We start from the raw sequence: 23420 nt of genomic DNA on the forward strand, positions 1-23420 counted from the left end.
GCGCGATCCTCTTTTCCGGCGGGGCCTTGCTGATTTATGGGTGAAACGCACGCCTCACGTAATGATGCGCGTCCCCGAAGCTAGCGAGCTACCCGCTTCTCTCTTCCGAGAAAAACCCTGAATTTCTACTGAAAGTTTGATCGCTAATAGGCGCCGAACGGCGTGAGAACGGGGCGTGTACAAAAGTGGATTTCTAATCCCTACGGGTTAATGAACATTCGACCCTCTTTTCCGTTGCAATCTCGCAGCGGTTGAGAGCCAAGCATCCAGCGCTTCTTACGCGCAGAACAGTTCGAGAACGTCGCTCTTATAGACGAGCCCCATTTTTCCCCGGCCGAAAACGCGGAGCGGGCGGGCAAACAGACCACGTTGCCAATAAAAAAGGCCGGGCAAAACCCGACCTTCTACACACGCCTCAGCGGCACTGCCAGTACATCCGTGGTCAGTGGCCAGAAGCGAATTTTTTAGGCAGCTGCGAGGTTGTCAGCTGCGTTCTTGCCAGAGCGTGCGTCCCGAACGATGTCAAAGGTGACCTTTTGGCCCTCGACAAGCGAACGCAGACCGGCTCGTTCGACAGCAGATGCGTGAACGAATACGTCCGTCCCGCCGTTCTCGAGTTCGATAAAGCCGAAGCCCTTAGCGCTATTGAAAAACTTTACGGTTCCAGTGTTCATGACAATTCCTTTCAAAATCATGATTCCCCGACCGACATTGTGACAGCCAAGGCAGATAGATCGACTTTGAGAGGGAAGGTCGGCTTGAACGCGAAAGGCGAGAAAACAAAGCTCAACAAGCAAATATCGATGCCTGTGTATTTATAGACCGAATGTGTCGCTAGCAAGTCAATGGGGACTTTATCTTCGCATCGCGCACAGGCAGTCACTTATTCGAGCGGCGCACGAACCACCTCCCATCGGACGCCGCGGTCTGGCATTTGCTGCATGATGCGCTCGGCGGATCGCTAACGGAAGAAGTTCCTGCCGAGTGTCAGCCTCGACTTTGATGAAGAAACTAGCGTCAGTGCGCCATTTCGTGTAGGTCGGCGACAGCCGGCGCTTCGCGCCCCAGCCGTCGTATGCCCCAGACCGACGGGTATGGGAGGTGAAGCTTGATCATGCTGGCACCTTGACCGAAAGATCGGAACAATCCCAACGCGAGATCAGTTGCCCTCCTAAACAGGAGTCCATCATGATGCCTACCGAACCGATCCCGAGGCCGCCCCAACCTGATTTCCCGCCGGACATGCCCCCGGACGTGCCACAGCCACCGATCGAGGAACCGGAGCCCGACATCCTTCCTGACGAAGTTCCCAACCCGAACCCGGATGAGAACGACACGCCACCGAAGCTCAACGTCTGACGGCGGGGGAGCAAGCATAAAGAAAAGGAACAGCCGTGGTTGAGAGCTGGAACAAGTGCGTGATCATCGAACTTCCCGAGTTCGACGGGGCGCAGATAGTCTGGACACCGAACAAGGCCACGGTCCTGCTTGGTGAAAACTGGCCTGCCGCCTCGGGCGTCGCTTACTTCGACGCCGTTAATAAATGCAGGGACGCAATGGTTGGTACCTACCCATGGGAACAAGCCCGAGTAGCGTTCGTCGCGGCGATCGCCGAGGCCAAGGTTACAAGATTGCGCTGAATTGACTCTCGTCATGCTGCCCACCCGCTTTTCGAGGGAGTCCAGAGACCGATTGCTCCGGTCACAGGCAATGGATCACCGCCAGCTTCTGCAGTTTCACGCCATCGACCCAGTGCATCCTGATCCCGATGCCGAAGATCTGAGCTTCGAGCTCGGCGAGTTCGTCCGTGAGGAGTGTGATCTCGTTCACGCCGTCCGCCTCTTAAAAATTTCACGAAAAACACGGAACCACCTGCGCACGATTTGCATTCATAGCCCCGGTGAGACAGGGAAATTCGAAATGCTTGCTGCGACCTGGGATAGCACCCTTATAATTTTGCTTCCGGGAATGTCCCGTGCGATAGAGATCAAAGACGCTCGAAACGCCATGTTCGTCCTGGCCGAGAGATGGCCGGTGACCTACGGCCCGGCCTTTCAGCGCGCCCTCGCCTTCTGCGCTCGCGCAACCGAAGGAAAATGCTCTCCAACGCGGGCTAGACTGGCTCTCCTTGCCGCAGCTCGTGAGGCGAAAGTGGCTGTTGTTGAACAACACGATCATTTCGGGGGAGTCGGTCATCGGCGCGTCCTCCAGACTTCCTGCGGGTCGGTGTCTTCCGCTGCCATCTGCTCAAACGCAGCGGCCTGACGTGCCTCATGCTCTGCCAATCCACTCTTCCGTCAAACCATCAATGGGTGCGTATTTTTGGGCGAATGCTCGCGAGCCCGGCCAGCATACGTTGGCCATGTCCCGCGTTAGCTCGACCCTCCTTTGTCGCATTCGGTAGTCTGCCCAGGCAGAAACGCTCGAGCCCTTGGAATCGAGCATTCTAAGCATTGGACGTCTTCACTTGTCCCGCGAAAACACCCTTATTGCCCCGCAACAGATCGGCCCTAACAGCTGTCAGTAGACTAATCGCGTTCGTATCGTTCCAGGAATTTCGCGTAGAGCCTGAAGAATTTCGTCGGCATTTTCGGAAATGCCATCGGCCTCGACCACCACATAGCCCGTGTCGCCAAGCGTCTGAAGAAACTCAGCGACGATGTTCAGCCCGCGCGACGAGAAGATCTCGTTGAGTTGGATGAGCATGCCGGGGCGGTTTTCATGCACGTGAATGAAACGCGTGCCGTTCGGGCGCTCGGGCAGTTGCACTTGCGGAAAGTTGACGGCGCCCATTGTTGAGCCGATGTCGGAATACTCGACCAGCTTCCTTGAAACTTCTCCGCCGATGCGTTCTTGGGCTTCCTCAGTGGAGCCGCCGATATGCGGCGTCAGAATGACGTTGCTCAAACCTTGCAACGGCGTCTCAAAACGCTCCTTGTTCGATGCCGGCTCCTTAGGGAACACGTCCACCGCGGCACCCGCCAGATGCCCGTCGTTAAGGACTTTCGCAAGCGCATCGAGATCGACCACCGTCCCGCGAGAATTGTTAATGAAGATGGCGCCCTTCTTCATGCGGCGCAATTCGGTTTCAGTGATCATGTTATGCGTCGAGGGTGTTTCGGGAACGTGCATTGTCACATAATCAGAGATCTCGAGAAGGTCGCCGAGCGAGGCCATCGACTCCGAATTGCCCCGGCGCAGCCGATCTGAAAGATCGAAGTAGCGCACGACCATGCCCATGCTTTCGGCAAGCGCGCTGAGTTGCGATCCGATATTGCCGTAGCCGACAATTCCAAGCGTTTTGCCGCGGACCTCCCGGCTGCCGACAGCGGACTTCTCCCACCCACCTTGATGCGCCGAAGCCGAGCGCGGAAAGATCTGCCGTGTCAGCATAATAATTTCGCCGATCACAAGCTCGGCCACCGATCGCGTGTTTGAATAAGGTGCATTGAACACCGGAATGCCGCGCCGCCGCGCAGCATCCAGATCGACTTGGTTCGTACCGACGGAAAAACAGCCGACGGCGATCAATTTCTTGGCGGATTCGAAAATCTCGTCCGTCAACTGCGTGCGGGAACGAATGCCGATGATATGAGCGTCGGCGATGTGGCGCTTAAGATCCTGGTCGTCGAGCGCCGTCGGTAAATGAACGAGGTTGGTGTAGCCGGACGAAGAAAAGTAGTCCACAGCGGTCTGGCTAATACCTTCTAGGAGAAGCACGGAAATTCGCTCGCGTGGGAGAGAAAGTTGGCGGGTCATAAATATTGCTCCGATGTCCGGAAGGTCGAAGTGGCTTCAGCGTCTATGAAGATTTAAGAGGCCGGACAGGCAAATATCAACACACTGATACGGCAAAAAAACTCAAGGTACTGCGGTGGTTGCTAAGGCCTGCACCGGTGAAGGACCGGGGTTCCGTCGCATCGACCGACGGGCGCTCACGCCCCAGTGGGTCCATCTGATCCTGAAATGCCGGTGCAAGCTGGCCTGCCCTCGACCCCACGTTGTTCTCGGCTCACGGAATGAGATCGGGTATATTACTGAGGCTGCCCGCCCCGGCATTCCCCTCCCCGAAGCGATCCGGCCCATTGCGAGCAATTGCAGGCACTATGTCTCTCGTCGCGAGAGTTTGCGAATACGGCTGAGCCTTCGAAAACCGACCGCCTCAAACACAGTTTCATGGAGATGGCTTGCAAGGCCTCCATTTCGTGAATGAAAGAAGTCCGCAATGCGTCCATTGCTGTCTGGGAAGGCGCCAAGTCACGGAAAATGGCTGCGTTCGCCATTTGGCCCACGGATGGGAATGGTCAAGCCATAAGAACCTGTGCCATGGGTGCGGACGGATCTGACCGGTGCTCGAAAAAGACCAGTCCACGGGCAGGAACCCCACCGGATAATGTCGAGGACCGGAGCTACGTCAAAGTAGCCCGGTTCGAGATAGGTCGTAACCCAGGCCTCTGGATAGGTGGTGCAATAATACGGGTACGAATGAGAAGCTCCTCCGGCCCAGACAAGAAACGTCATGTGAGACACGCCGTATCGCCCGCAAAGCTTACTCAAAGCGGGCGAGAGGTCGTCCTGATACTTCGCAGCCCGTAGCGTCCTCCACGACAGGGACAGTATGCGATGGTCGACCCTCAGACGAGCGCTTCGAAATTCGGACATGACGTCCCGCGCCTTGGCACCGGGGTTAGATCCTGACGGCAGAATATCGCAGCTCGAATTGTAGGAATCGACAGTGTGCGACGCGCGAAACACCGTTCGCGGGGTTGGACGCAACATAGCAATAGGGAACTTCCTTCGGGCAACTGTAATTTCGAGAAGCCTATGTGCCCTTTTTATCCAAAGTCTCGGCCGACAGGGACCAACGTTCCGGTAGCAGTACCCCGCTCCGTCAGGGGATGACACAATTAATCGGCTATCGCGAAGGCCTCACCCATCGCGGGATCCGTAGGGAACTGAAATAATTCGCGTATTCTCAAACCATAAAAGCGCATTAGCAAACAACCTGTTAATGACATAACGCGGATTACGAAACTGCAACATTTGCTGGGTGTGCGATACCTTGGCTGGCTTCCCCGTCGCAGACTAACCGCATGCCGCGCTCGATGGCCTATCGAAGAAAGTGCAGAGGATCTTGAAGTCGGTGCGAGCAGTGCATTCTGGCTGCGGCAGGAAACAATATCGATCGGCGGACATGGCACGCGAAGTATTGCCAGCCTTTCGCTAGCTCACCGCAACCAAGGCCGGTCCTATGCGAGGAACATTTCGCAAGGCTCTCTGTTCGGTCTGCTCACAGTCACAGCGGCTGCGGCGGTGCCCGGCTAGAATCCTGGTCGCACGTTTATGGAGAACACTTGGAAGCAACGCTGCTCATCGGCTATCTCGCCTCAATTTGCTCAGTGGGTAGCTTCGTTCCGCAGGCATGGAAGGTCGTAAAAACAGGCGATACCTCGGCGCTCTCTGCCCGGATGTACGTTCTCACCGTTACCGGTTTTGCGCTGTGGACTGTCTTTGGTGTCCTCAAAGGAGAGTGGCCGATAATTATCGCCAATGCGATTTGCTTTTGCCTTTCAGCATTCATCCTTTTGCGGAAGCTTGGAGGCTGCGAGCGCGGGAATAGAAGAGATGACCGCAAGGTTTGAAGCGATTCATACCGTCGTATATCGGAGACTCGGCGCATTCGCGGGATGGCCCGCGAATTACGGCGTGTGGGCGTGGGGAGACGAAATTGTCTGCGTCTTTGCCACAGGCCGTCTAGGAAGGGAAAGCGAAAACCTTCATCTCGAAGATCAGCATCACGCGTTCACTCCGGTTCAGGCGAGAAGCCTCGATGGCGGCCTGACTTGGCAGGCAGAACCATTCTGTGGGAGCGTACCGGGTGCGCGCAGTCTTTCGGCGGACGAACATGTCACGAAGGACTTGGAAGCAGGACCCAATGTGGACCCGGCGTTTGATCTCATTACTCTCCCCACCCCGATCGACTTTGCCGATGGCGAGCAAGTCGTCATGGCAGCCCGCACCGGGATATCGGGGCGATCAGTGAGCTGGTTTTACGTCAGCAAGGACCGTGCTCGCTCGTGGAATGGGCCTTTTAGGTTCGAAGGGTTGAAGTCTCACGAAGAGGCGCTCTCTGCGCGTACCGACATCATAACGCTGGGCCGACACGACGCTTTGTTTATGCTCACCGCGCCGAAAGCCGATGGGACAGAAGGTCGTATCCTTTGCGCCCGCACGCAGGACGGAGGATTGAGTTTTTCCTCGGAAGGATTCGTCTGGGATGAACAGACGGGGTACGCCATCATGCCGTCGTCGACGCGCCTCGCAGACGGCACGATTTACACAGTCGTTCGTCGTAGGGCCCATGATCGGTTCTGGCTGGAGGCATATCGGTCAGCGGATCTGGGGCGGACTTGGTCCTGTGTCGGTACGCCTGTCCGGAATACGGGAATCATGGGCAATCCGCCTGCGCTTGTCGCTCTGCCCGACGAAAGATTGGTGCTGCTCTACGGTTTTCGAGATCCACCCTTCGGACTAAGCGCTGTCGTCAGCCGCGATAGGGGCGGAACATGGTCCGAACCGGCGGTTCTCCGCGATGATGGCGACGATGCGGACCTAGGTTATCCATGCGCCTTGGTTAGACAGGACGGCAAGATTATTGTTGTATACTACTTCAACGATCGAAATGGTCCGGAGCGCTTTATCGCAGCTTCTATCCTAGACGCACCAGCCTTAAGTTGAGCCTGAATGCATTTGGGCACCCGCCGGACTGGCATGCATGGGAATTCAGACGAAGGTCGCAGCGTCGTGCGACTTTGTGACAGTATCGCATCGGCCCGAGGTCTAATCGGGACACATCGTGCTTGGCTTTGCGTAAAGGGAGCTCCAGCCACAGTGAAATCGAAACGAAAAGGAAATCCACATCGATATTTTGTCAGGACGGCCCTTGCGGTAGGCCTCCGGGAACTTTCGAGGCGAATTTAGCTTTAGGGCTGGGAAGGCTGGAGGTGAACCATGGCGAACTTCAACAACATTCCCGTCGCAGATTTCGCCTACCGACTTGAGGCGATGACAAAGGACGAAGTCTTTTCGGTCATGACTGATCTGGAGGCTGCGAGTGAACGTGTCGAAGGCGCGGAACGCGACGAGGTGTTGGCGCGCATTGTAATAACCGAAGAAGAAATTGAAAAGCGATTTCCGGGTCAGTTGCTCGCGCCATATCGCGAGTGGAAGAGACGCAACCGGTGAGATGGATGCACGGGAAAGGAGCGCCTGACAAGGAGTTGGGACCGCAGACTTGGCCAGAGCCAGGCGATGACCGCGCTCGGTCTTTCCAGCCCGCGCGGATCGATGAAACCTGGCTCGCAATCATCAATACCGGGTGTGATCGCTTTGCATAAGACGCATCTCAACTTCGCAAACCATTCCCGAACGTGGCGCGAGGAACCTATTGGCTTGGCAGCCGTTGATTCGGGGAAAGGAAGGTGACATGAACCAGATTATCTATCTCGTCGGCCTCGTCGTTATTGTGATCGCAATTCTAGCCTTTTTCGGGATCGGTTAGACAGGGACCCCAGGTGCGGCCGATGAGTTCACGAAACGTCGTCTGGCCATTGTCTCGGCAAGAATGCTCCGCTGACGGATCAGCGATTCTTGTGCCATTCCTTCCGTAGCTCTGCGACTTTGCGATCCAGATCCACTTTGTACGGTCCGAATTTTGCAAAGAGTTCGCGCGCGGCCAGTGGTTGGAGCCCATGCTGCGCGATAAACTCATTCAGGTCGTAACGCGCATTCCAGCCACGCACTACCTTACTGTATTGCTCTTTGGTGTCTTCGTAGCGCATGGCAAGACTTTCAAACTTAAGAGGGCTGTAGTACGGTTCGCATCCGTCGAAGCACCGACTCGAGTGCCACCGAATTGGTTCCAGTGATGCTGGCCTCCTCAACAGCCAGCACTGCGCGCTAGGATAACAGCGCGCGCCGCTTAGCCCACGCCGGCTCATCAGAGCTGAAGGACATAATCGTTTTCGACGATCACGAACCAGTCGCGCGGGCGCTTTAGATCTTGCGCCATCCTGGAATCCCTATGCCTGCCTATCGCTGCGCTCCGGATTGTTATCGGCTCAATCGCCGCTTTCATGTTCTTCACCGGCCGCTGGACGGTGAACCGTGCCCGGCTCGCTGAGATGTGCCGCGTATCATCGCCGGCGTGTGCCGAGTCAGTTTGGCTGGCCCTCTGCGAGCGAAAGGTAAAAGTCCTGACGCATGAAACTCGCCCGTTCCAAGTAAAAGTCCAGACGCTGAAATTTCGAAGCTGAGGCGCAGCGGCGCGTTGGCCGGAAAAGGAGACCGTAAGCGATAATCGCAAGGTGTCCGGCTTGAAACGATCCGGGAGCTCGCTCGGCACTGGTTTGAGCAGTACAGCCCGGAAGGCGATACCATGCTGCTGATTGGCGTCAATGTCAGCGCTGGTGCCGCCTCGGCTCGCACCCAGCTTATGTAACGGCCGATCGACCGAGGTAGGCGTCTGTCCCGGCCGTCCGCCGGAACCTGGGCATCTCCTCAGTTCTAAACGGGGTTTTGCGGTCCCATGACCGGAAACCAACTCGGCATCGACACAGATATGAGGAGGGAACGTGGCAAATCATCCCAAGCTCCGTTGACGCGCGGCCCCTTCAACACCATCTCCTGCGGAATGCCCAAGACGAAGACAAAGAGCAAGGAAAGTGACGATCCCGAACTGATCAGGGAGTGGCCGCTTCCCGTGGTGGCGACCCTCGGATCTGGTGTCAGGCTTAAGGGTATTCTGCAGGAAATCCGGTCCCGGCTACCATCCACGATCCGGAAGTCGCTGGATATGCAGCCAGGCGGGCTGATCCTCGTCATGCCAGAGACTTCGAAGACAGCCTTCAGAGCTACGGCATCGGCCGTCTCCAGCGCGTTGGACGGCATCGCAAACCTTCCGATCATTCCTCGAGAGATCGAGGATATTCTGACGATCACGGCATCAGAGCGGAAGCGCTGGCTCGCAGATGGTCGTCTGCCCAGCGCCGGGACGCGAACGGTGAGGCTACAAGGACGCGCAAGGAAGATCACCTTTCACATATTCGATCCTCGTGTCGTCGAAGATCTACTCGACCGTGGCGCCGTGGATGAGTGGCGAGAAGAAGATATAGCGGCGAAAGCGGAAAATCGCAGGCGGGCCGCGTATCAGGCGAAGTTGACGCGGTCGCTGAAGAAAAAGGAAAAAGTCAAACCAAGCGAACGAGCCGACGAAGCCGCGACCGGCTTGAGCGGATGGGACGAATTCGGGAGCGACGGTCTCCTTCGATAGGCGTGCCGTCGGTGGAACTTTCCTGCTGGACGGGCCGCTCCCAGTCCCCGACGTAAGCACGGTGACAATTCGAGTAGAACGCGCCGACTTCCCAGTCAACGAGCGTCATGCTCGCGACGCCCCGTCGGCAGGCAATGGCGACCATATCAGACTGGTCCAGAGGTTTCCTTCATTTGCAACAACGCTACCCGCTTTCGTCGCCATTTACCTTGCACATCGCTATCCCCGCGTAAAAGAGGCGGTATCCAGCGGGGCAGACAAAACGCATCGCTTGGCAATCGCCTCTCCGCGCAGATGGAATCCTCACCCAGGAATTCCTCTCATCAGACCCGGGGCGAGCCATCTAGTCCGTCTACTCACGCTCGACGAACTTGTTGAAGCGGCTAGTCTTGCCGCCTTCCGTCTTCTCCTGATGAAGAAAGGCAAGCCGGCTGCTCTCGAAAATCTCGAAGAACTCATCCCAGTTGATCTCTTCAAGGTCCTCGTCCTTCTCGCCAAAGTCGATCCGAAGAATGCCACCCTTGCCCTTCGTGCGAACCGCGGCGGGCCGGCCCTTGCGCTGTTCAACCCATTTACGGATTACGTCATGGTCGGTGGTCGTCGAACTGCTCATTGGATTCCTCCCGTTTAGCAGTGGTTCCGATGGAGTGACAAACTTTTGGGGCCGGCCGTCGGTTCCGTGGAGCACTGCGTATTCCGGTGAAGTCGGCCACTGATTCCGAAACGAAGCCGGCCACCTATTCCGATTTCATTCCGGCCACCATTCCGATCTGAAGCTGGCCAGTTGATGCTCCCCTGGGTCGTTGTTTTGCATGGCGCGTGATTGTCGCGTGGTCAAGCGGCGGATGGTGTTTGACGCTGCTTTCGCAAGCTCTCGCCGGACAGTTCGATGCGGTAGGCGTTGTGGACAAGGCGGTCGAGGATTGCATCGGCGATCGTTGGATTGCCGATCATGTCATACCAGTGATCGACGGGCACCTGGCTGGTGACGATGGTGGATCGCTTCTCGTAGCGGTCCTCGACGATCTCCAGGAGATCGCGCCGCTGCTCGTCGTTGAGCTTCTCCGGACCCCAGTCGTCGAGGATGAGCAGGTCGGTTCTGGCGAGCGCCTTGAGGACCTTGGGATAACGGCCGTCGCCGCGCGCCAGCGCAAGGGTGGCGAACAGCCTTGGCAGGCGATGATAGGCGACGGAGAAGTCCTCGCGGCAGGCCTTGTGTCCGAGCGCGCAGGCCAGCCAGCTCTTGCCGACGCCGGCGGGTCCGATCAGCAAGAGACTATGGTGTTGCCTGATCCAGTCGCAGTTGGCGAGCTTCAGGACGAGATTGCGATCGAGGCCGCGGGCGGCGCGGAAGTCGATGTTCTCGATCTGGGCATCATGGCGCAGCCTCGCGGCGCGAGCCCTTGCCTCGAAGCGCTTCTGGCGGCGCGTGGTCGCCTCGCGTTCGAGCAGCAGAGCGAGCCATTCGCCATGCTCGAGGTGTCTGGCTTCTGGCTGCGCCTCGAGTTCCTGATAGGCGCTGGCCATGCCTGTCAGGCCGAGTTCGCGCAGCATGTCGATGGTGGGATTGGTCAGCATTATCAGGTGTCTCCTCAATGGAAGTAGCCGGGGCCACGCAGATTGGCGTGTTCCATGACGGCGGCGGGTTCGGTGGAATGTCTGGGGGCCTTGTGGGTTGCGATGAGCGAGGCAATCGTCTTGCAGGTCAGGCCGCCGATCTCGACGGCCCGTGCCGAAATGACCTCAGCGCGCTCGCGGCCGAGGTCGCGATAGAGGCGCAGGATGCCGAGGCAAGTTCGGAAGCCCTGCTCGGGATGTGGCCGGCTGGCGAGAATGGCGACGATCAGCCCTTCGGTCTGCGGACCGATGGACGCGCCCCAGCGCCGGAAGCGCTCCGGCGTCCATTCGGCGTATCGGCGGTGGGAGCTCGGCATGTGCGCCGGGTCTGTTCCATAGCGCGGCCCGCCATAGCGGCGCTGATGGACCGCGACGCGTTTGCCGCGATGGAAGATCTCGATCATTCGCGCGGTCGCCCGGATATCGACCTGCTGACGAATGAGCGCGTGCGGGACGGAATAGAAGAAGCTCCTGAACTCGACATGGTAATCCGTCGAGACCCGCGCAAAGCGCCATTCGGCGAACTCGTACTCCTCGGCGGGCAAGCTTGCGAGCGCCGCGCGTTCGACCGTCTCGAAGAGATGGCGCCGGCTGACACCCAACCGGCGCATGACATGATTGTTGATGCGCTCCAGCACGTCGGCGATTGCGGCATTGGCCTCGGCGAGCGAGAAGAACGTCTGCTTGCGCAAGCGGCCGAGAAGGCAACTCTGGGCGAAGCGCATGCCGTTCTCGACCTTGGCCTTGTCCTTCGGGCGTCGCGGTCGGGCCGGCAGAACGCCGACACCGTAGTGGGACGCCATCATGCCGTAACTGCGGTTGATCTCGGGATCGTAGAAGCTGGCGCGGCTGACGCCGGACTTCAGATTGTCGGGCACGACCAGGCGGGGCACACCGCCGAAGAAGGCAAACATGCGCACATGTGAGCCGACCCAGTCCGGCAAGGTCTGGGTCCAGGTCACCTCGGCGAAGGTGTAGCTCGATGCGCCGAGCACGCCGAGGAACAGCTCCGCCTCGCGGACTTCGCCAGTCTTGCGATCAACGATCGGCACCTTCTTGCCGGAATAGTCGACGAAGACCTTGTCGCCGGCCGCATGCTCCTGGCGCATCGTCGGCGACAGGCGCCGCTCGAACCCACGGAACAGCTCGCAGAAACGGCTGTAGCCGTAGCCGTCGGGGTGGACGCCGCGATATTCCTCCCACAGGATCAGCAGCGTCACGCCGGGCTTCTTCAATTCGATAGAGAGCTGCGCCCAGTTCGGCTCGTGACGTCGCCGTTGGCCCTGCTTAACGCCGGCGCGGGCGAAAAGCCGAGACTCCAGAGCATCGTCTGTCAGTTCTCCCGGCAATGGCCAGTTCAGCCCCGCCATCGCAGCCCGCTTCAGGTTATCCTGGACGGTGCTGCGGGCAACGCCGAGGATCACCGCAATCTCTCGGCTGCTTGTCCCGCTTCCGGCAAGCCGGAGCATCTGTCGTAATTGTCGCATGGTCAGCCTTCTCTTTGCTGGCATCAAAGTCTCCTCGTGTACCGGGAGGCTTGATGCCAAAGTTGCTGACCCAAGGGGTATCTTCAGAGCCGGAAACCGGCCGGTCTTTGATTGGAATCGTGGCCGGCTTCAAATCGGAACGGTGGCCGGATTTTGATCGGAATAGTGGCCGGCTTCAGATCGGAATCCGCAGAGCACCTCGCTATTCGTGATTTTCGTGGCGTATTCAGCGGCACAAGGCTCTCTGCGTACTTCGCGCCATTCTCCCCAGCGTCTGGACCTGCGCGAGGTTGCCCTCGTGATCGGCCTGTTTGACAGGCCGAAACAAGGCGTTCGCCGCCGCCCGGCGAACGGCATCCTCCCTAGGCCTAGTAGTCGCGGCGTAACATCGCATTGACGGCCGCCAGGATCTCGGAGATCCCTCCTCCGGTAGACGGTCGAGAGTCCACCCCTTCCCTTTCGACAACATCATGCAGGTAGGCCACGACTTGGGCCTCGTTACCCTGGACGGCCTCTGCCACCCGCCGGCAATGTTCGAAATAGAAGCGAGGGTCTTATCCGTCTGTGCCTCATAGCGACAAGCGGGGATTCTGCAAAGCATGCTTATGAGCCTGAAGTGCCGTTGCCCGTGCGCCTTGGCGGCCTATCCGCCAAGGCGTTACACCTCTTCCTCCTTTTTCTCCGGAGCTTTGCGCGGAGCCACGGCAGTCCCGCGACGACGGTCTGACAACATGCGGGCAGTCCCAAATACTGGTTCGGTTCCAGAATTGAAATCTAGAATTCCTGTCCAGGGCTGCTCCCGTGATCCTCTCGATTTTTCTGCGCTTCGTGTCTCGAGAGTCAAAACCTGTTGCCCCGCCTCACCCAAGACGGGAGGATTGCCCTAGCAAACGGAACATTGAGAAGACGGAGCAGTTAATACCGGAAAGGAGACGTGACTATGGGTATGAACAAACCTCGGGACGGCGCGCCCGGTACGACCGACCAATCCCCCCGCTGGGAGGGCCCCAAAGAGTCTAGGCCGCGTGGCTATCTACCAGCCAAAGACGACCCCGACACGGCACGTGACGCCGTGGGCGAGACAAACAAGGACCCCGAGCGCAACCGCCCCTCCCACGCCTTGAAAGCGAAGGAACGCCGCGGTGGAGAATAAACGCGAGACCGAAGCGTTCGCCGCGTCCCAGGCGGGGTTCTCCCCATTCCAGGCGGACCGCGAGGCCTACGGGGTTGCCAGCCGAACCGACCGTCATCACCGGCTCTCAGGATGCCCGGGAAAAAAGAATGGGACGTCGGCTTCGACAGCGAACCGCCAGATCGTTCGTGAAACAGTCAGTGAAAGTCGATCACTCCCGCGCATGTCGGCGCCGCCGGTGGGGCATGATCCATACGTGTCGATAAAGCCGTCTTCGCAGTCGTCCATAAACTATCGATCGAGGAACCACCCTTGCACCCGCACGCCTACCAACCAGCCAGAAGGGCCGCGAGCCTGTTAATCGGTCAGTGGTAGCTAAACGCAGCACCTCATCGCACACCTCGTACTTTTTCGACCGCCGTTTCCAAGTGCGAGTTTCTGGCATGGATTGCTGCGGGCCCCAATCTTCCACAGCTCAGTTTTTTCAGGGTAGGCTAGGCAAAAAAAGAACCGCCCGCGGCTTTGGCGGGCGGTCCTTCTTCACGTCAGAAAACCCAGCAGGTTCTACTCGCGAGCCGGCAGATCGGGATCTTCCTCATCGGGCTCCGGCTCCCGTGGGGAGATTTCATCTTCTTCGTCGTCGTCCAATTCCTCATCTGCGTTTTCTTCATCAGATCCGGGGAGGGGCTTTCGTGGATCCTGCTCATCGCTGTGTCGAACACCATTACCATTGCCCACGGGATCATCAGGTCGTTCGCGTCCTTGTCCGCTTGCCATCTTAAAGACCTCAACTCTTTCGATCGCTGCTACGGCTCGCGCCGGAGGCGCCACTGGATCCGCTTTTCTTGCCCCCGGACCCGGAGCTCTTCCCGCTTCCGCTTTCTCGGCTGCTGGATGCACGCTTGTTTTCGTTCTTTCTACCTTGCTCGCCAGCTTTTCGATTTTGCTCGCTGCTGCCGCCTTGGTTTGGCATTTTCGTTCTCCTCGGTTGGCGCACCACCGTCCACTCGGCTGGTGTACGCGCCCAAACACAGCCGAAAGGAAATGTTCCGCGGTCTCGGTGCTTTATCGCAGCGACACTGCACCATTCGTCATTTACTCCTCAGCGCCGCTGCAAAAATGGCAAACATTTTCATGTTATCTGTGTCCAAGATCGGCTCTCGGACTCAAACCCGTCCGGTGACGCCGGCTTGCAGAATCGATCGACCACCGGCCAGTCCTCGATTTGGGGCGATACGGATCAGCGCGCGGCGATAAAACCTCGATGGGTCAAGCCTTCACTATCGAGCGATCTCGCCGTCCGCGGTACTGCCCCCTTTCGGGCCGCACGCGGCCAGGTCGATCGTTCATCAAGGAACCAAGAGGAATATGATCATGCCTGCCGCAATCAGGCTGACTCCCGCCCAATTTCTCGTTGGACCGAGGAAGCCAAGGCCTTGTCCTTTTGGCTCAAGTGTCGGAGGTGCGCCATCGTCGGAAGTACGCGGACGGCTCAATGGGCGCCCCGCAAGTGCCTCCCAGCAAAGGAGAAGTACGCCGAGCACGATGCAAGCGGCACTGATTAGAACGAAAATTGACACAGAGACCTCCTCATCTGTTGCGCGTTCCCCGGCGATTTGGAAAAGGAGCACAGCATTCTCTTACCAATCCCGATGCTGCCACTCTTTGGGCTTCGCTAGGATCCAACTCGCCAAGCAGCAAATGGTTCTCCACGGACGGCTGACCAATCAGCAGCCGACCGAGTAATGGTTGACGTCACCGAAACCATTCGGGCGGTTCCCAGGCGTCGGTTGCTGTCGGTCATCGCTTTTCCTGCGGGCACTTGCTTGCTCGCAACGAACGCGGAGCGGAGGAAGCCGGATGACGGGCGCTTGAGGGGTGAAGTCCCCTGCCGCTGGTGTGGATGACAGTATGACGTCTTTGCACTCACGAAGCACTCCAATACCTCGATCACCTCGCTACGGAGATATGGGCGGAGGGCTCTCCAATCGGAAATGCATGTGAGGGCACCGATGTACCCAACCTGTCACACGCCAAGTCAATGATCTGCGCAGTCATGCCAATACCGACGTATTCGGCGCCCGAGACTTGCTTGCGGTCTCGCCCGCATTCCTGACACTTGAACGCAAGCCGGATCGCCTTACTGCGACGCGATCAGACTCCTCAAAATCAACCGCAGATTTGCGTGTCGTTGCAACGTCCGCTGCCCCGACCCCTTTAACCTTATTCCGAAAGCGTGCGCTGAATGTAACATTGAAAGTGCAACTTGGCGTGAAATGGTAAGAAGAAACGCGGCTAATACAGCAGTAATGCCACGGGCTGGGGGGCCTTCACAACCAAGTTGTTCGCAGGAGCAAGAACTGTTGCGAGTCCTGGCCGGCAAAGCGAAATCAACGAGGCTTCAGGGTGAGCGAATGACTGGCGGACTGAGGTTACTTAGCGCGGCTTGGCGGCGCCGATTTACAGGGATGTTAGTGGTTGCTGGTAGTGTGGTGGCTTGGCCGGTATCGGCGCAGAACAGCATCGAGCCGGAGGCCGAGCGGATCCTCGCCGCAATGAGCGAAAATCTCAAGTCGACGCAGACTCTTAGTGTCGCCTACGACGCGGATCAGGAAGTCGTCAATCTGCAGGGTCAGAAGATCCAGTACAGCGCCTCCGGCTCCATCGCCGTCGATCGCGCACAAGGTTTTCGAATGAAGCGCATGGGCCCCCTTGCGAGCGCGGAGGTGATATTCGATGGCGATACGATATCACTGCATGACAAAACACGGAACGTTTACGCGCAGTTGCAGAGCCCCGGCCAAAGTGTGGAAGATGCAGCCGAGGAGCTTCGCGCCACTACCGGACTTGACGCTCCGGGAGCGGAATTTCTATCAGGCGATCCTTATGCCGTCCTCACTGACGGCGTGACAGAAGGAATCGTTGTCGGATCGGCATTCGTCAACGGGGTGGAGTGCGATCAGCTCGCCTTCAGGACCGATATCGTCGACTGGCAGATCTGGATCAGCAAGGGCAGCGGGCCTTTGCCGCTCAAATATGTGATCACGACCAAATGGACGACCGGGGCGCCGCAGTATACGCTGCGGCTCAGCAACTGGAAGTGGGATGGAATCGACGCCGCGCAGTTTAAATTCACGCCGCCAGCGGCTGCCAACAAGCTGGAACACGTCCACGCCGATGTCACCGGCGAGCTTTCTCTGGAGACGGGGCAATGACGACGAGCAAGCTGCACGGAAAGATCCTTTCAGTCGCCATCGCCGGCCTAGCGATGCTTGCGGCAGACACTCTCGTTCCCGCGCCGTTCGGTTCGATCGTACCCGAGGCGCAGGCGGTCGTGGGACGCCCGCTGACACCAGGAAGTGTCGCCGGTGTTGCCCGCCGTACCACGCGCCGAGTGATCCGCCGCTCCACGATGTATGTCGCCGCACTTCCCACGGGCTGCGTCAGCACTAGTGTCAATGGCACCGCGGTGTGGCATTGCGGCGGGGTCTACTACCAACCGTACGGCGGGCGTTACGTCCTCGTTTACATCGACTGAACTCAGTGCATTACATCGCAACTCAATTTTTTGATGGAGGGACAGAATGGATATTACGCGTCGTGACTTGACGGCCGCCGGTCTTGGAGTACTGGCGGCAGGCTCTCTCGCTAGGCCTGCTGCTGCCGCCGACGGTTTGGTGGCAGATCTGCCGGAAGGGCTCGATGAGTTCGCGCTCGCAGTCGAAGCCTACATTTACGCCTACCCCCTCGTGACGATGGAAATGACCCGGCGCGTGATTACCAACGTCGCGGAGCCCGAGGGAACCCGTGGCCCCATGGGGCATCTGATCAAGCTGCGCCAGTATCCAGACGCGAAGTTTCGGGACGTGACGGCGCCGAACGCCGATACCCTTTATACGACGGCTTTCTTTGATGTGGGGGACGAGCCTTGGGTGGTGAGCCTGCCCGATTTGAAAGACCGGTATGCCCTATTTCCGATGCTGGATGGCTGGACAACTGTCTTCGACGTCCCAGGAAAACGTACCACAGGCACCGAGGCTCAGACGTTCGTTGTTACCGGACCAGGCTGGGAAGGAACACTTCCCGAAGGCGTGACCCAATACAAGTCGCCGACAAGCATCGTCTGGCTGCTTGGACGCATCTATTGCACGGGGACGCCGGAGGACTACGCAGAAGTTCATAAGCTGCAGGATGAAGTGAAGCTCTATCCCTTGAGCGCATGGGGCAAGGAGTGGACCGCCCCCAAGGGCAAGGTCGATCCGGCCATCGATATGGAGACTGCCGTTCGCGAGCAAGTCAACAGCATGGACGCCATCGCGTACTTCACCCTCTTTGCCGAGCTCCTGAAAAGAAACCCGCCGACCGACGCGGATGCACCTATGGTCGCCAAGCTCGCCGAACTCGGCATCGTTCCGGGCCAGGACTTCGACAAGGCCAAGTTCGATCCCGCTTTTGTGAAGCGCGTCCCTGAGCTCGGCTTCGCGCGCATCATGACGCATTTCAAATTCAGCGACGGCGACGTACAGGACATCGACGGCTGGGGCTTCACGACCAAGACCGGCATCTACGGCACCAACTATGTCCAGCGTGCCTTGATCACTGCGATCGGTCTTGGGGCGAACCGGCCGCAGGATGCGATCTATCCGACCTCGCTGAAGTCCGGCGGCGGGGTAATCAAGCGGGCATATAACGGGTCCGAGAATTACGTTCTCACGTTCAAAAAGGGACTTACGCCACCGGTTTCGGGATTCTGGTCCTTGACCATGTATGATGCGGGCTACTTCTTTGTCGACAATCCGCTCAATCGCTATTCGATCAGCGCGCGCCAACCGCTGAAGGCCAATCCGGATGGCTCGATCGACCTGTTTATCCAACATGAATCGCCCGGATCCGACAAAGAATCGAACTGGCTCCCGGCGCCCAAGGGAAAGTTCATCCTCATGATGCGGCTCTACTGGCCCAACGAGAGCAATCCCTCCATCATTGATGGTTCCTGGACGATACCGCCGGTGAAGAAGGTGAGCTGATTCTGTCAGCGTGCATGCAGCTGCCACGGCTCCGGTCCTTGGCGGCTGCAAACACGAACTATCGACGTCCATCAGTGCAAGCATGGTGCGATGGAGATACACCGCGCCATGATGAATGAAACCACGTTAGTTTCGGCCCTGTCTTTGGTTTTTGGAGACCAATTTTTGACAAATGGGGTCTGATCTAGTGGACCGAGCTTCTATGTACATTCTTCGGCCTTTGCTATTCAGTTTGTTTCTGTGCCTTTGTGGGCTTACGAACCTACAGGCGCAAACGCCTGCGGCCCGAATTGCGCAACCGTCCAAGATAGACGAACTGCTGCGTCTTCTCGAGGATGAGGACGTAAGGGTCTGGCTAGAGCGGAAGCAAGACGCCCTTTCCGAGCCCCGCGACAATGAGGCAGTGTGGTTCATCGAGGAATGGGAGGCCCGCTCACGTGCCCGTTTCAATGCACTTCTTGCCGCAGTGCCTCGGGTCGGCGATGAACTTTCCCGAGTCGTGTCTGCGATTCGGCAAGAGGCACGGAGCAGCGGTTTGGTGCCCGCGGCGCTGATGTTCGTTATCATCGCAGGGATTGCGGTTAGCACCGAATGGATCTTTCGTCGTTCACTGCCAGAGGCCCTCCCCCGGGGGCAGGCCTACACGGAGATTCTGACGCTCTCCATATTCACGGCGAGCGTTGCGATCTTCTTTTTCCTGTTCACTTGGCCGCCACTCATGCGTGTGGTCCTACTCTACTCGCTCGTCGCATTGATCGCCTGGAGGCTCGCGACCGCGCTCTTGCGCATCGCGCTGGCCGCGTCCATAGTGTCGGCCCGCTCCTATTCGCGGACCCAAATATTCGTCGCGCTGCTGGCGGCAACGATGGCATTCTCGGCCATATGCGAGCGGCTTGCAGTTGCAGCTGACGTTCGATCGGCTCTTGCTATTGGATTGTCCATTCCGCTTGTCGTTATAGCAGTCGCGATGATCTGGCGTGAGCGCTCCAGCGATGTCGGATCTTTGCAAGGCCGTGTCTCTCGCGCCATGGGCATCTCGGGTGCAGTCGTCCTGTGGCTGCTTTGGTGCGGCGACTTCCTGGCTTTATTCTGGCTCGGCATGATGCTCGCCCTCGTGCCCCGCGCATTGTCGATTGCCGACAGTCTAACCCTTTCGCCTTCGCGTTCAAGCCTACCGGACGCTAAGTCGGTGCTGCTCGTCCGCGGAACGCGGGCTATTATCCTTATTGCAGCGGTCGACTGGGTCGCATTCGTTTGGCGCCACAATTTCCCTTTTGTTTCCGGTGAAGTGACACTGATCCGGACGATCATTGCCGGGGCATTCAACAGCGTCGTGATTCTGCTCATTATCGACCTCGTCTGGCAATTGGCAAAAGCCTACATTACAAGCAAGCTGAGCGACGTTGGCGATGAAGGGACGTCGAACGCGCTCGCGCGAGAAAGCCGGCTTCGCACTTTGCTCCCTGTTTTCCGCAACGCCTTGGCAGCAGCGCTTCTGTGTGTCGCGGGGCTCACGGTTCTTTCGGAGATGGGCGTCAAAATCGGCCCGCTGGTCGCAGGCGCGGGCGTCGTCGGTGTTGCAATTGGATTCGGCTCGCAGACCTTGGTCAAGGACGTGGTCAGCGGTATCTTCTATCTATTGGACGATGCCTTCCGGGTTGGGGAATACATCGAAGCCGGAAACTATACAGGCGTCGTGGAATCCTTCAGCCTTCGTTCCGTGCGACTGCGGCACCACCGTGGGCCAATCTTCACCGTACCGTTCGGTTCGCTTGGCGCGATCAAGAATGCCAGCCGCGATTGGAGTGTCGACAAATTCCGCATCCGTGTCCCTTTCAAAACCGATGTTGATAAAGTCCGCAAGCTGATTAAGGAAATCGGCGCCCAACTGCAGGCCGATCCGCAACTCGGATCGCTCTTTATCGAGCCGCTCAAGCTCAAAGGCGTCGAGCAGATCGGTGAATACGGAATCGAACTTGGTATCGCCTTCACCTGCAAGCCGGGGGAACAGACTGTGATCCGTCGGAAGGCTTACGCGATGCTGATGCAGGCTTTCCATGACAATGGGATCGACTTTGCACAGCCGGTGGTTCAAGTTAGCGGTGATGAAAAGGAAACAGCCGCCGCGACGCTGGCCGTGCGGCAGCGTCCAGGTAAGACTGTTACGCCGGACACCGTCTAGCCGGCCCGATTCCGTCGAAAGCCACGTGAAGAAGAAAGAGGAACTGCCTTTAGCGCGGTTCGACTATAGGCCGCCACTCCGTGCTGCGGATTCGCTGTCAGGATCAGCAGTGGACAGGTTCTCTTTGACGCGAAACTCGCGAGGTCCAAATCCGGTAGCCTTTCGAAAAGCACGGGAAAAACCAGCGGGAGAAGAATAGCCCAGATCCTCCGAAATGTTGGTGATCGAGACGTTCCCATCACGCAACATTTCCGTCGCACGTTGCATTCTCACCGCACTGGTCAGGCTACGAAAGTCGGCGCCTGCCTGTCGAAGTTCACGCTGCAGCGTCCGAACGCTCGTGTCCATTGTCCGCGCAGCATCCTCGATCGACACATCGCCCGCGAGGAGTTGTGCCCGAATCTGTGCAGTGGCGATTTCCAACAAACTCCGAGGTGCACCCCCTGGACGATCGCGAGCCACGTCCTCGAGAGTCAAGATCGACCGAGATGTTCGTCGCGACGCAGCCATCAACCGATGCCGCTCAACGACCACCGCCACTGCTGGCGCATTGAATATCACCGGGCATTGAAACACGTTCTCAAAAAGCGAGGTATGGCTCGGGGTCGGGATGTCAAGTTCGATGCGAAGGGGGTGCCAATGGTCAGGCAGATATGCCTTGAAGAGACTCAGCAGTTCGCCAGCAGCAGCACATGCGACCGACTCATAACCCCGAGACCCGGCCAGAGCGAATTTGTAACCAAAGCGTAGTTCCTCCTTCGTTGTGGTGACCGTCAAATTGTCAAAAGTACTGTGATACTGCAGTGCCACGATACTTCGTTTGATCGCTTCGCCGAGCGTGTCCGCTTCAGTGATAAAACGCCCGAAGCTGCCATACGCGGAAACGTCCATATTGGGCACGAGCAGGAGACCGAGATTCGCGTCGCCCACTGCTCTCGCCATGGCTTCGACGAAGCCCACCACGGACTGCTGAGGAATGTAGACATTGCGATCCTCGATCAGCTCTACGTCGAAGCCCGCGGCGCGGTTGGCACGCAGCAACGCTCGCGCGCCGAGCTCGCTTCGAACGAACGCGGGCAAGCCTTGCAAGACATGGCTCGAGATCACGGGAATCGGTGCGATCTGAAATGGTTCCTGAAAACGATATTGGCGGAAAATGAATAGTTCTCACATATTCGACCGCCGGTATATTTGGCAAGTGGTATCCGCAGATCGGTATAGATATAAGGCGCGCACGCATTATTCGGTTTCCCTCGATACGCAGATGACGGCGCCCACCTTATCGGGGCGGAGGTTTTGCCGCAGGCTTTCAAGGCACAGCATGCCGTTAGTAATCCTTTGAACCAATAGCGTTCGCGGTTGCGACGGGCTGTTGCGAGAAAGGCCACCAAAGCCGTGGGGCGCCCCATTCATCATTACGGCATCTAGTTCTGAAGATGCAACGGAAGCGAAGTCGCGTCTTATCCCTTTACGCCAAGCTCGGCCGAAGCTCCGAATATTCGCGCTTTGAACAACAATCAAAAGTGGTATTTATCACTAGCGAAACAAGGTTTCTGAGACCGGACGTGGCGTCAAATGATAAGTTCGTCGCCTGGTTTCATTGTAGGTACGACTGAGATGAACAGGAGCAGCGGTCTGCCCGTGAACTCCTTGAACGCACACTGAGGGGACTCGCCGGTGCATTCTCAATCGGCTCTCGTCGAATTGCCAGGAACTTCTCCGCGCGATGGCATGATGGAGGGATCGGCCCATCGCGTGACGGTCGACGGGTTCTTCATCGACGAGACGCCGGTGACCAACGCCCAGTTTTCCAAGTTTGTCTCGGCCACTAATTATCGCACGTTCGCCGATGCCGTTCGCGCCCCCGCGGACTATCCCGGTATTTTGCTGGAGATGCTGTATGCCGGTTCATTGGTATTTCAACAGCCGAACGGAACCGTTGGTCTCCAAGACTGGACTCGATGGTGGTCCTTTGTGAAAGGCGCCTGCTGGCCTCATCCATACGGCCCCGGAAGCAACATCAAAGGACGGGATGACCATCCAGTCGTTCATGTTTCCGACCAGGATGCCCTCGCATACGCGCGGTGGAGCGGATCTTCCAACATAGGCCGAATGGGAGTTTGCTGCCAGGGGCGGGCTCGAGGGCGCAGAATATGCGTGGGGCTTAGCCCTGCCCGACGGGCCGGACTCCGAGGGCGTGCTCTACGCTCTGGGTGCGTTTTCGGGAGGTGTCGCTTTGTGGGTCGAGAACGGCAAGCTCATCTGCGAGTACAATCTGATCGAGATCGAACGGACGCGCCTCGAATCGTCCGATCCGTTGCCGAACGGAAAGATCAACATAGAGGTCGAAACACGCAAGGCCGGCCGCAATCACGACGCACCGCTCGACGTCGTTATCCGCGTTGATGGCAAAGAGATAGCGAAGGGATGCGTGCCGCGCTCCGCTCCGCTCGCGTTTTCGGCGAATGACGCCTTCGATGTGGGCAGAGACAGCTACACTCCAGTCTCCCTCGCATACTTAGACTGCAAGCTTGAAGATCGAGTATTTGAAGTGAGCGATGGCACGCTCGGGGCCTTGGCGCGGCGACGTTTCGATCGCCGCTCTTCTTTCTGCCGACGTGCATACTGTGCTTAACGGGAGCGA

The 23420-nt window shown here is 58.1% G+C and carries 22 protein-coding genes and 3 pseudogenes; 15 read left to right on the plus strand and 10 right to left on the minus strand.

The features are described from left to right. Positions 1 to 464: 464 nt before the first annotated feature. Positions 465 to 674 (minus strand): cold-shock protein, encoded by a 210-nt coding sequence (locus tag AC3WVQ_RS35230; protein WP_029742828.1) that lies wholly within the window; start codon positions 672 to 674, stop codon positions 465 to 467. 514 nt (positions 675 to 1188) lie between these two features. On the opposite strand from AC3WVQ_RS35230, the gene AC3WVQ_RS35235 reads away from it, so the two are divergent. Both AC3WVQ_RS35235 and AC3WVQ_RS35240 read left to right on the plus strand, forming a co-directional pair. Further along, the gene (locus tag AC3WVQ_RS35235; RefSeq protein ID WP_089046309.1) at positions 1189 to 1359 is read left to right on the plus strand and encodes a hypothetical protein; all 171 of its coding nucleotides are present in this window, start codon (positions 1189 to 1191) and stop codon (positions 1357 to 1359) included. 59 nt (positions 1360 to 1418) lie between these two features. Continuing rightward, entirely contained in the window at positions 1419 to 1640 is a 222-nt protein-coding gene (locus AC3WVQ_RS35240; protein WP_492383546.1) for a DUF982 domain-containing protein, read from the plus strand. Positions 1641 to 1701: 61 nt separating this feature from the next. Here the strand turns inward: AC3WVQ_RS35240 and AC3WVQ_RS35245 are convergent, their stop codons facing one another. After that, a complete protein-coding gene (locus AC3WVQ_RS35245; RefSeq protein ID WP_255381751.1) occupies positions 1702 to 1830 on the minus strand; it encodes a hypothetical protein in 129 nt (42 codons plus the stop codon). Positions 1831 to 2007: 177 nt separating this feature from the next. Between AC3WVQ_RS35245 and AC3WVQ_RS35250 the strand changes: the two genes are divergently transcribed. Continuing rightward, positions 2008 to 2265 carry a DUF982 domain-containing protein gene (locus AC3WVQ_RS35250; RefSeq protein WP_162251893.1) on the plus strand — a complete coding sequence of 86 codons (258 nt, stop codon included), beginning with the start codon at positions 2008 to 2010 and terminating at the stop codon, positions 2263 to 2265. A gap of 255 nt (positions 2266 to 2520) precedes the next feature. On the opposite strand, the gene serA is transcribed toward AC3WVQ_RS35250, so the two are convergent. Next, positions 2521 to 3759 (minus strand): phosphoglycerate dehydrogenase, encoded by a 1239-nt coding sequence (gene serA / locus AC3WVQ_RS35255; protein ID WP_192358485.1) that lies wholly within the window; start codon positions 3757 to 3759, stop codon positions 2521 to 2523. A 142-nt stretch (positions 3760 to 3901) separates the two neighbouring features. Between serA and AC3WVQ_RS35260 the strand changes: the two are divergent. Beyond that, positions 3902 to 4081, plus strand: a pseudogene (locus tag AC3WVQ_RS35260) (integrase); the annotation flags it as partial. Positions 4082 to 4257: 176 nt separating this feature from the next. On the opposite strand, the gene AC3WVQ_RS35265 reads toward AC3WVQ_RS35260, so the two are convergent. Beyond that, the gene (locus AC3WVQ_RS35265; protein ID WP_492383547.1) at positions 4258 to 4779 is read right to left on the minus strand and encodes an autoinducer binding domain-containing protein; all 522 of its coding nucleotides are present in this window, start codon (positions 4777 to 4779) and stop codon (positions 4258 to 4260) included. Positions 4780 to 5354: 575 nt separating this feature from the next. Here AC3WVQ_RS35265 and AC3WVQ_RS35270 point away from each other — a divergent pair. From AC3WVQ_RS35270 to AC3WVQ_RS35280, 3 genes are all read left to right on the plus strand, one after another. Further along, on the plus strand, positions 5355 to 5642 hold the full coding sequence (locus AC3WVQ_RS35270) for a SemiSWEET family sugar transporter (RefSeq protein WP_082566491.1): 288 nt from the start codon (positions 5355 to 5357) through the stop codon (positions 5640 to 5642). Further along, on the plus strand, positions 5626 to 6738 hold the full coding sequence (locus AC3WVQ_RS35275; RefSeq protein WP_192358489.1) for an exo-alpha-sialidase: 1113 nt from the start codon (positions 5626 to 5628) through the stop codon (positions 6736 to 6738). The genes AC3WVQ_RS35270 and AC3WVQ_RS35275 overlap by 17 nt, the downstream gene beginning before the upstream one ends. 273 nt (positions 6739 to 7011) lie before the next feature. Further along, positions 7012 to 7245 carry a hypothetical protein gene (locus tag AC3WVQ_RS35280; RefSeq protein WP_029742822.1) on the plus strand — a complete coding sequence of 78 codons (234 nt, stop codon included), beginning with the start codon at positions 7012 to 7014 and terminating at the stop codon, positions 7243 to 7245. Positions 7246 to 7640: 395 nt separating this feature from the next. On the opposite strand, the gene AC3WVQ_RS35285 is transcribed toward AC3WVQ_RS35280, so the two are convergent. Next, on the minus strand, positions 7641 to 7841 hold the full coding sequence (locus AC3WVQ_RS35285; RefSeq protein WP_034800025.1) for a hypothetical protein: 201 nt from the start codon (positions 7839 to 7841) through the stop codon (positions 7641 to 7643). Between the two features lie 851 nt (positions 7842 to 8692). Between AC3WVQ_RS35285 and AC3WVQ_RS35290 the strand changes: the two genes are divergently transcribed. Continuing rightward, entirely contained in the window at positions 8693 to 9331 is a 639-nt protein-coding gene (locus tag AC3WVQ_RS35290) for a hypothetical protein (RefSeq protein WP_034786759.1), read from the plus strand. A 352-nt stretch (positions 9332 to 9683) separates the two neighbouring features. Here the strand turns inward: AC3WVQ_RS35290 and AC3WVQ_RS35295 are convergent, their stop codons facing one another. The 3 genes from AC3WVQ_RS35295 to istA form a co-directional block, all read right to left on the minus strand. Continuing rightward, on the minus strand, positions 9684 to 9944 hold the full coding sequence (locus AC3WVQ_RS35295; protein WP_034796848.1) for a hypothetical protein: 261 nt from the start codon (positions 9942 to 9944) through the stop codon (positions 9684 to 9686). Positions 9945 to 10165: 221 nt separating this feature from the next. Continuing rightward, positions 10166 to 10909, minus strand: coding sequence for an IS21-like element helper ATPase IstB (gene istB / locus AC3WVQ_RS35300; RefSeq protein ID WP_060581982.1), 744 nt, complete (start codon positions 10907 to 10909; stop codon positions 10166 to 10168). A gap of 14 nt (positions 10910 to 10923) precedes the next feature. After that, on the minus strand, positions 10924 to 12459 hold the full coding sequence (istA, locus tag AC3WVQ_RS35305; RefSeq protein ID WP_492382993.1) for an IS21 family transposase: 1536 nt from the start codon (positions 12457 to 12459) through the stop codon (positions 10924 to 10926). A 916-nt stretch (positions 12460 to 13375) separates the two neighbouring features. Here istA and AC3WVQ_RS35310 point away from each other — a divergent pair. Then, the gene (locus AC3WVQ_RS35310) at positions 13376 to 13588 is read left to right on the plus strand and encodes a hypothetical protein (protein ID WP_082566493.1); all 213 of its coding nucleotides are present in this window, start codon (positions 13376 to 13378) and stop codon (positions 13586 to 13588) included. 543 nt (positions 13589 to 14131) lie between these two features. Here the strand turns inward: AC3WVQ_RS35310 and AC3WVQ_RS35315 are convergent. After that, positions 14132 to 14344, minus strand: a complete 213-nt coding sequence (locus AC3WVQ_RS35315; protein WP_134888074.1) for a hypothetical protein — start codon at positions 14342 to 14344, stop codon at positions 14132 to 14134. A 1637-nt stretch (positions 14345 to 15981) separates the two neighbouring features. Here AC3WVQ_RS35315 and AC3WVQ_RS35320 point away from each other — a divergent pair. The 4 genes from AC3WVQ_RS35320 to AC3WVQ_RS35335 all read left to right on the plus strand — a co-directional run bounded on the left by AC3WVQ_RS35320 (position 15982) and on the right by AC3WVQ_RS35335 (position 20776). Then, positions 15982 to 16782: a DUF2092 domain-containing protein gene (locus tag AC3WVQ_RS35320; protein WP_492383548.1), complete on the plus strand. Its 801-nt coding sequence runs from the start codon at positions 15982 to 15984 to the stop codon at positions 16780 to 16782. 53 nt (positions 16783 to 16835) lie between these two features. Further along, positions 16836 to 17105: a hypothetical protein gene (locus tag AC3WVQ_RS35325; protein WP_371814293.1), complete on the plus strand. Its 270-nt coding sequence runs from the start codon at positions 16836 to 16838 to the stop codon at positions 17103 to 17105. Positions 17106 to 17151: 46 nt separating this feature from the next. Continuing rightward, the gene (locus tag AC3WVQ_RS35330; protein WP_492383549.1) at positions 17152 to 18594 is read left to right on the plus strand and encodes a DUF1254 domain-containing protein; all 1443 of its coding nucleotides are present in this window, start codon (positions 17152 to 17154) and stop codon (positions 18592 to 18594) included. Between the two features lie 202 nt (positions 18595 to 18796). Then, the gene (locus AC3WVQ_RS35335) at positions 18797 to 20776 is read left to right on the plus strand and encodes a mechanosensitive ion channel family protein (protein WP_162727182.1); all 1980 of its coding nucleotides are present in this window, start codon (positions 18797 to 18799) and stop codon (positions 20774 to 20776) included. A 63-nt stretch (positions 20777 to 20839) separates the two neighbouring features. On the opposite strand, the gene AC3WVQ_RS35340 is transcribed toward AC3WVQ_RS35335, so the two are convergent. After that, entirely contained in the window at positions 20840 to 21817 is a 978-nt protein-coding gene (locus tag AC3WVQ_RS35340) for an AraC family transcriptional regulator (protein WP_244496894.1), read from the minus strand. Between the two features lie 693 nt (positions 21818 to 22510). On the opposite strand from AC3WVQ_RS35340, the pseudogene AC3WVQ_RS35345 reads away from it, so the two are divergent. After that, positions 22511 to 22813, plus strand: a pseudogene (locus AC3WVQ_RS35345) (SUMF1/EgtB/PvdO family nonheme iron enzyme); the annotation flags it as partial. A gap of 145 nt (positions 22814 to 22958) precedes the next feature. Then, positions 22959 to 23411: pseudogene (locus AC3WVQ_RS35350) on the plus strand (hypothetical protein); the annotation flags it as partial. Positions 23412 to 23420: the final 9 nt, after the last annotated feature.

It is taken from the genome of Ensifer sp. EB106-05-01-XG146 (assembly GCF_058791875.1).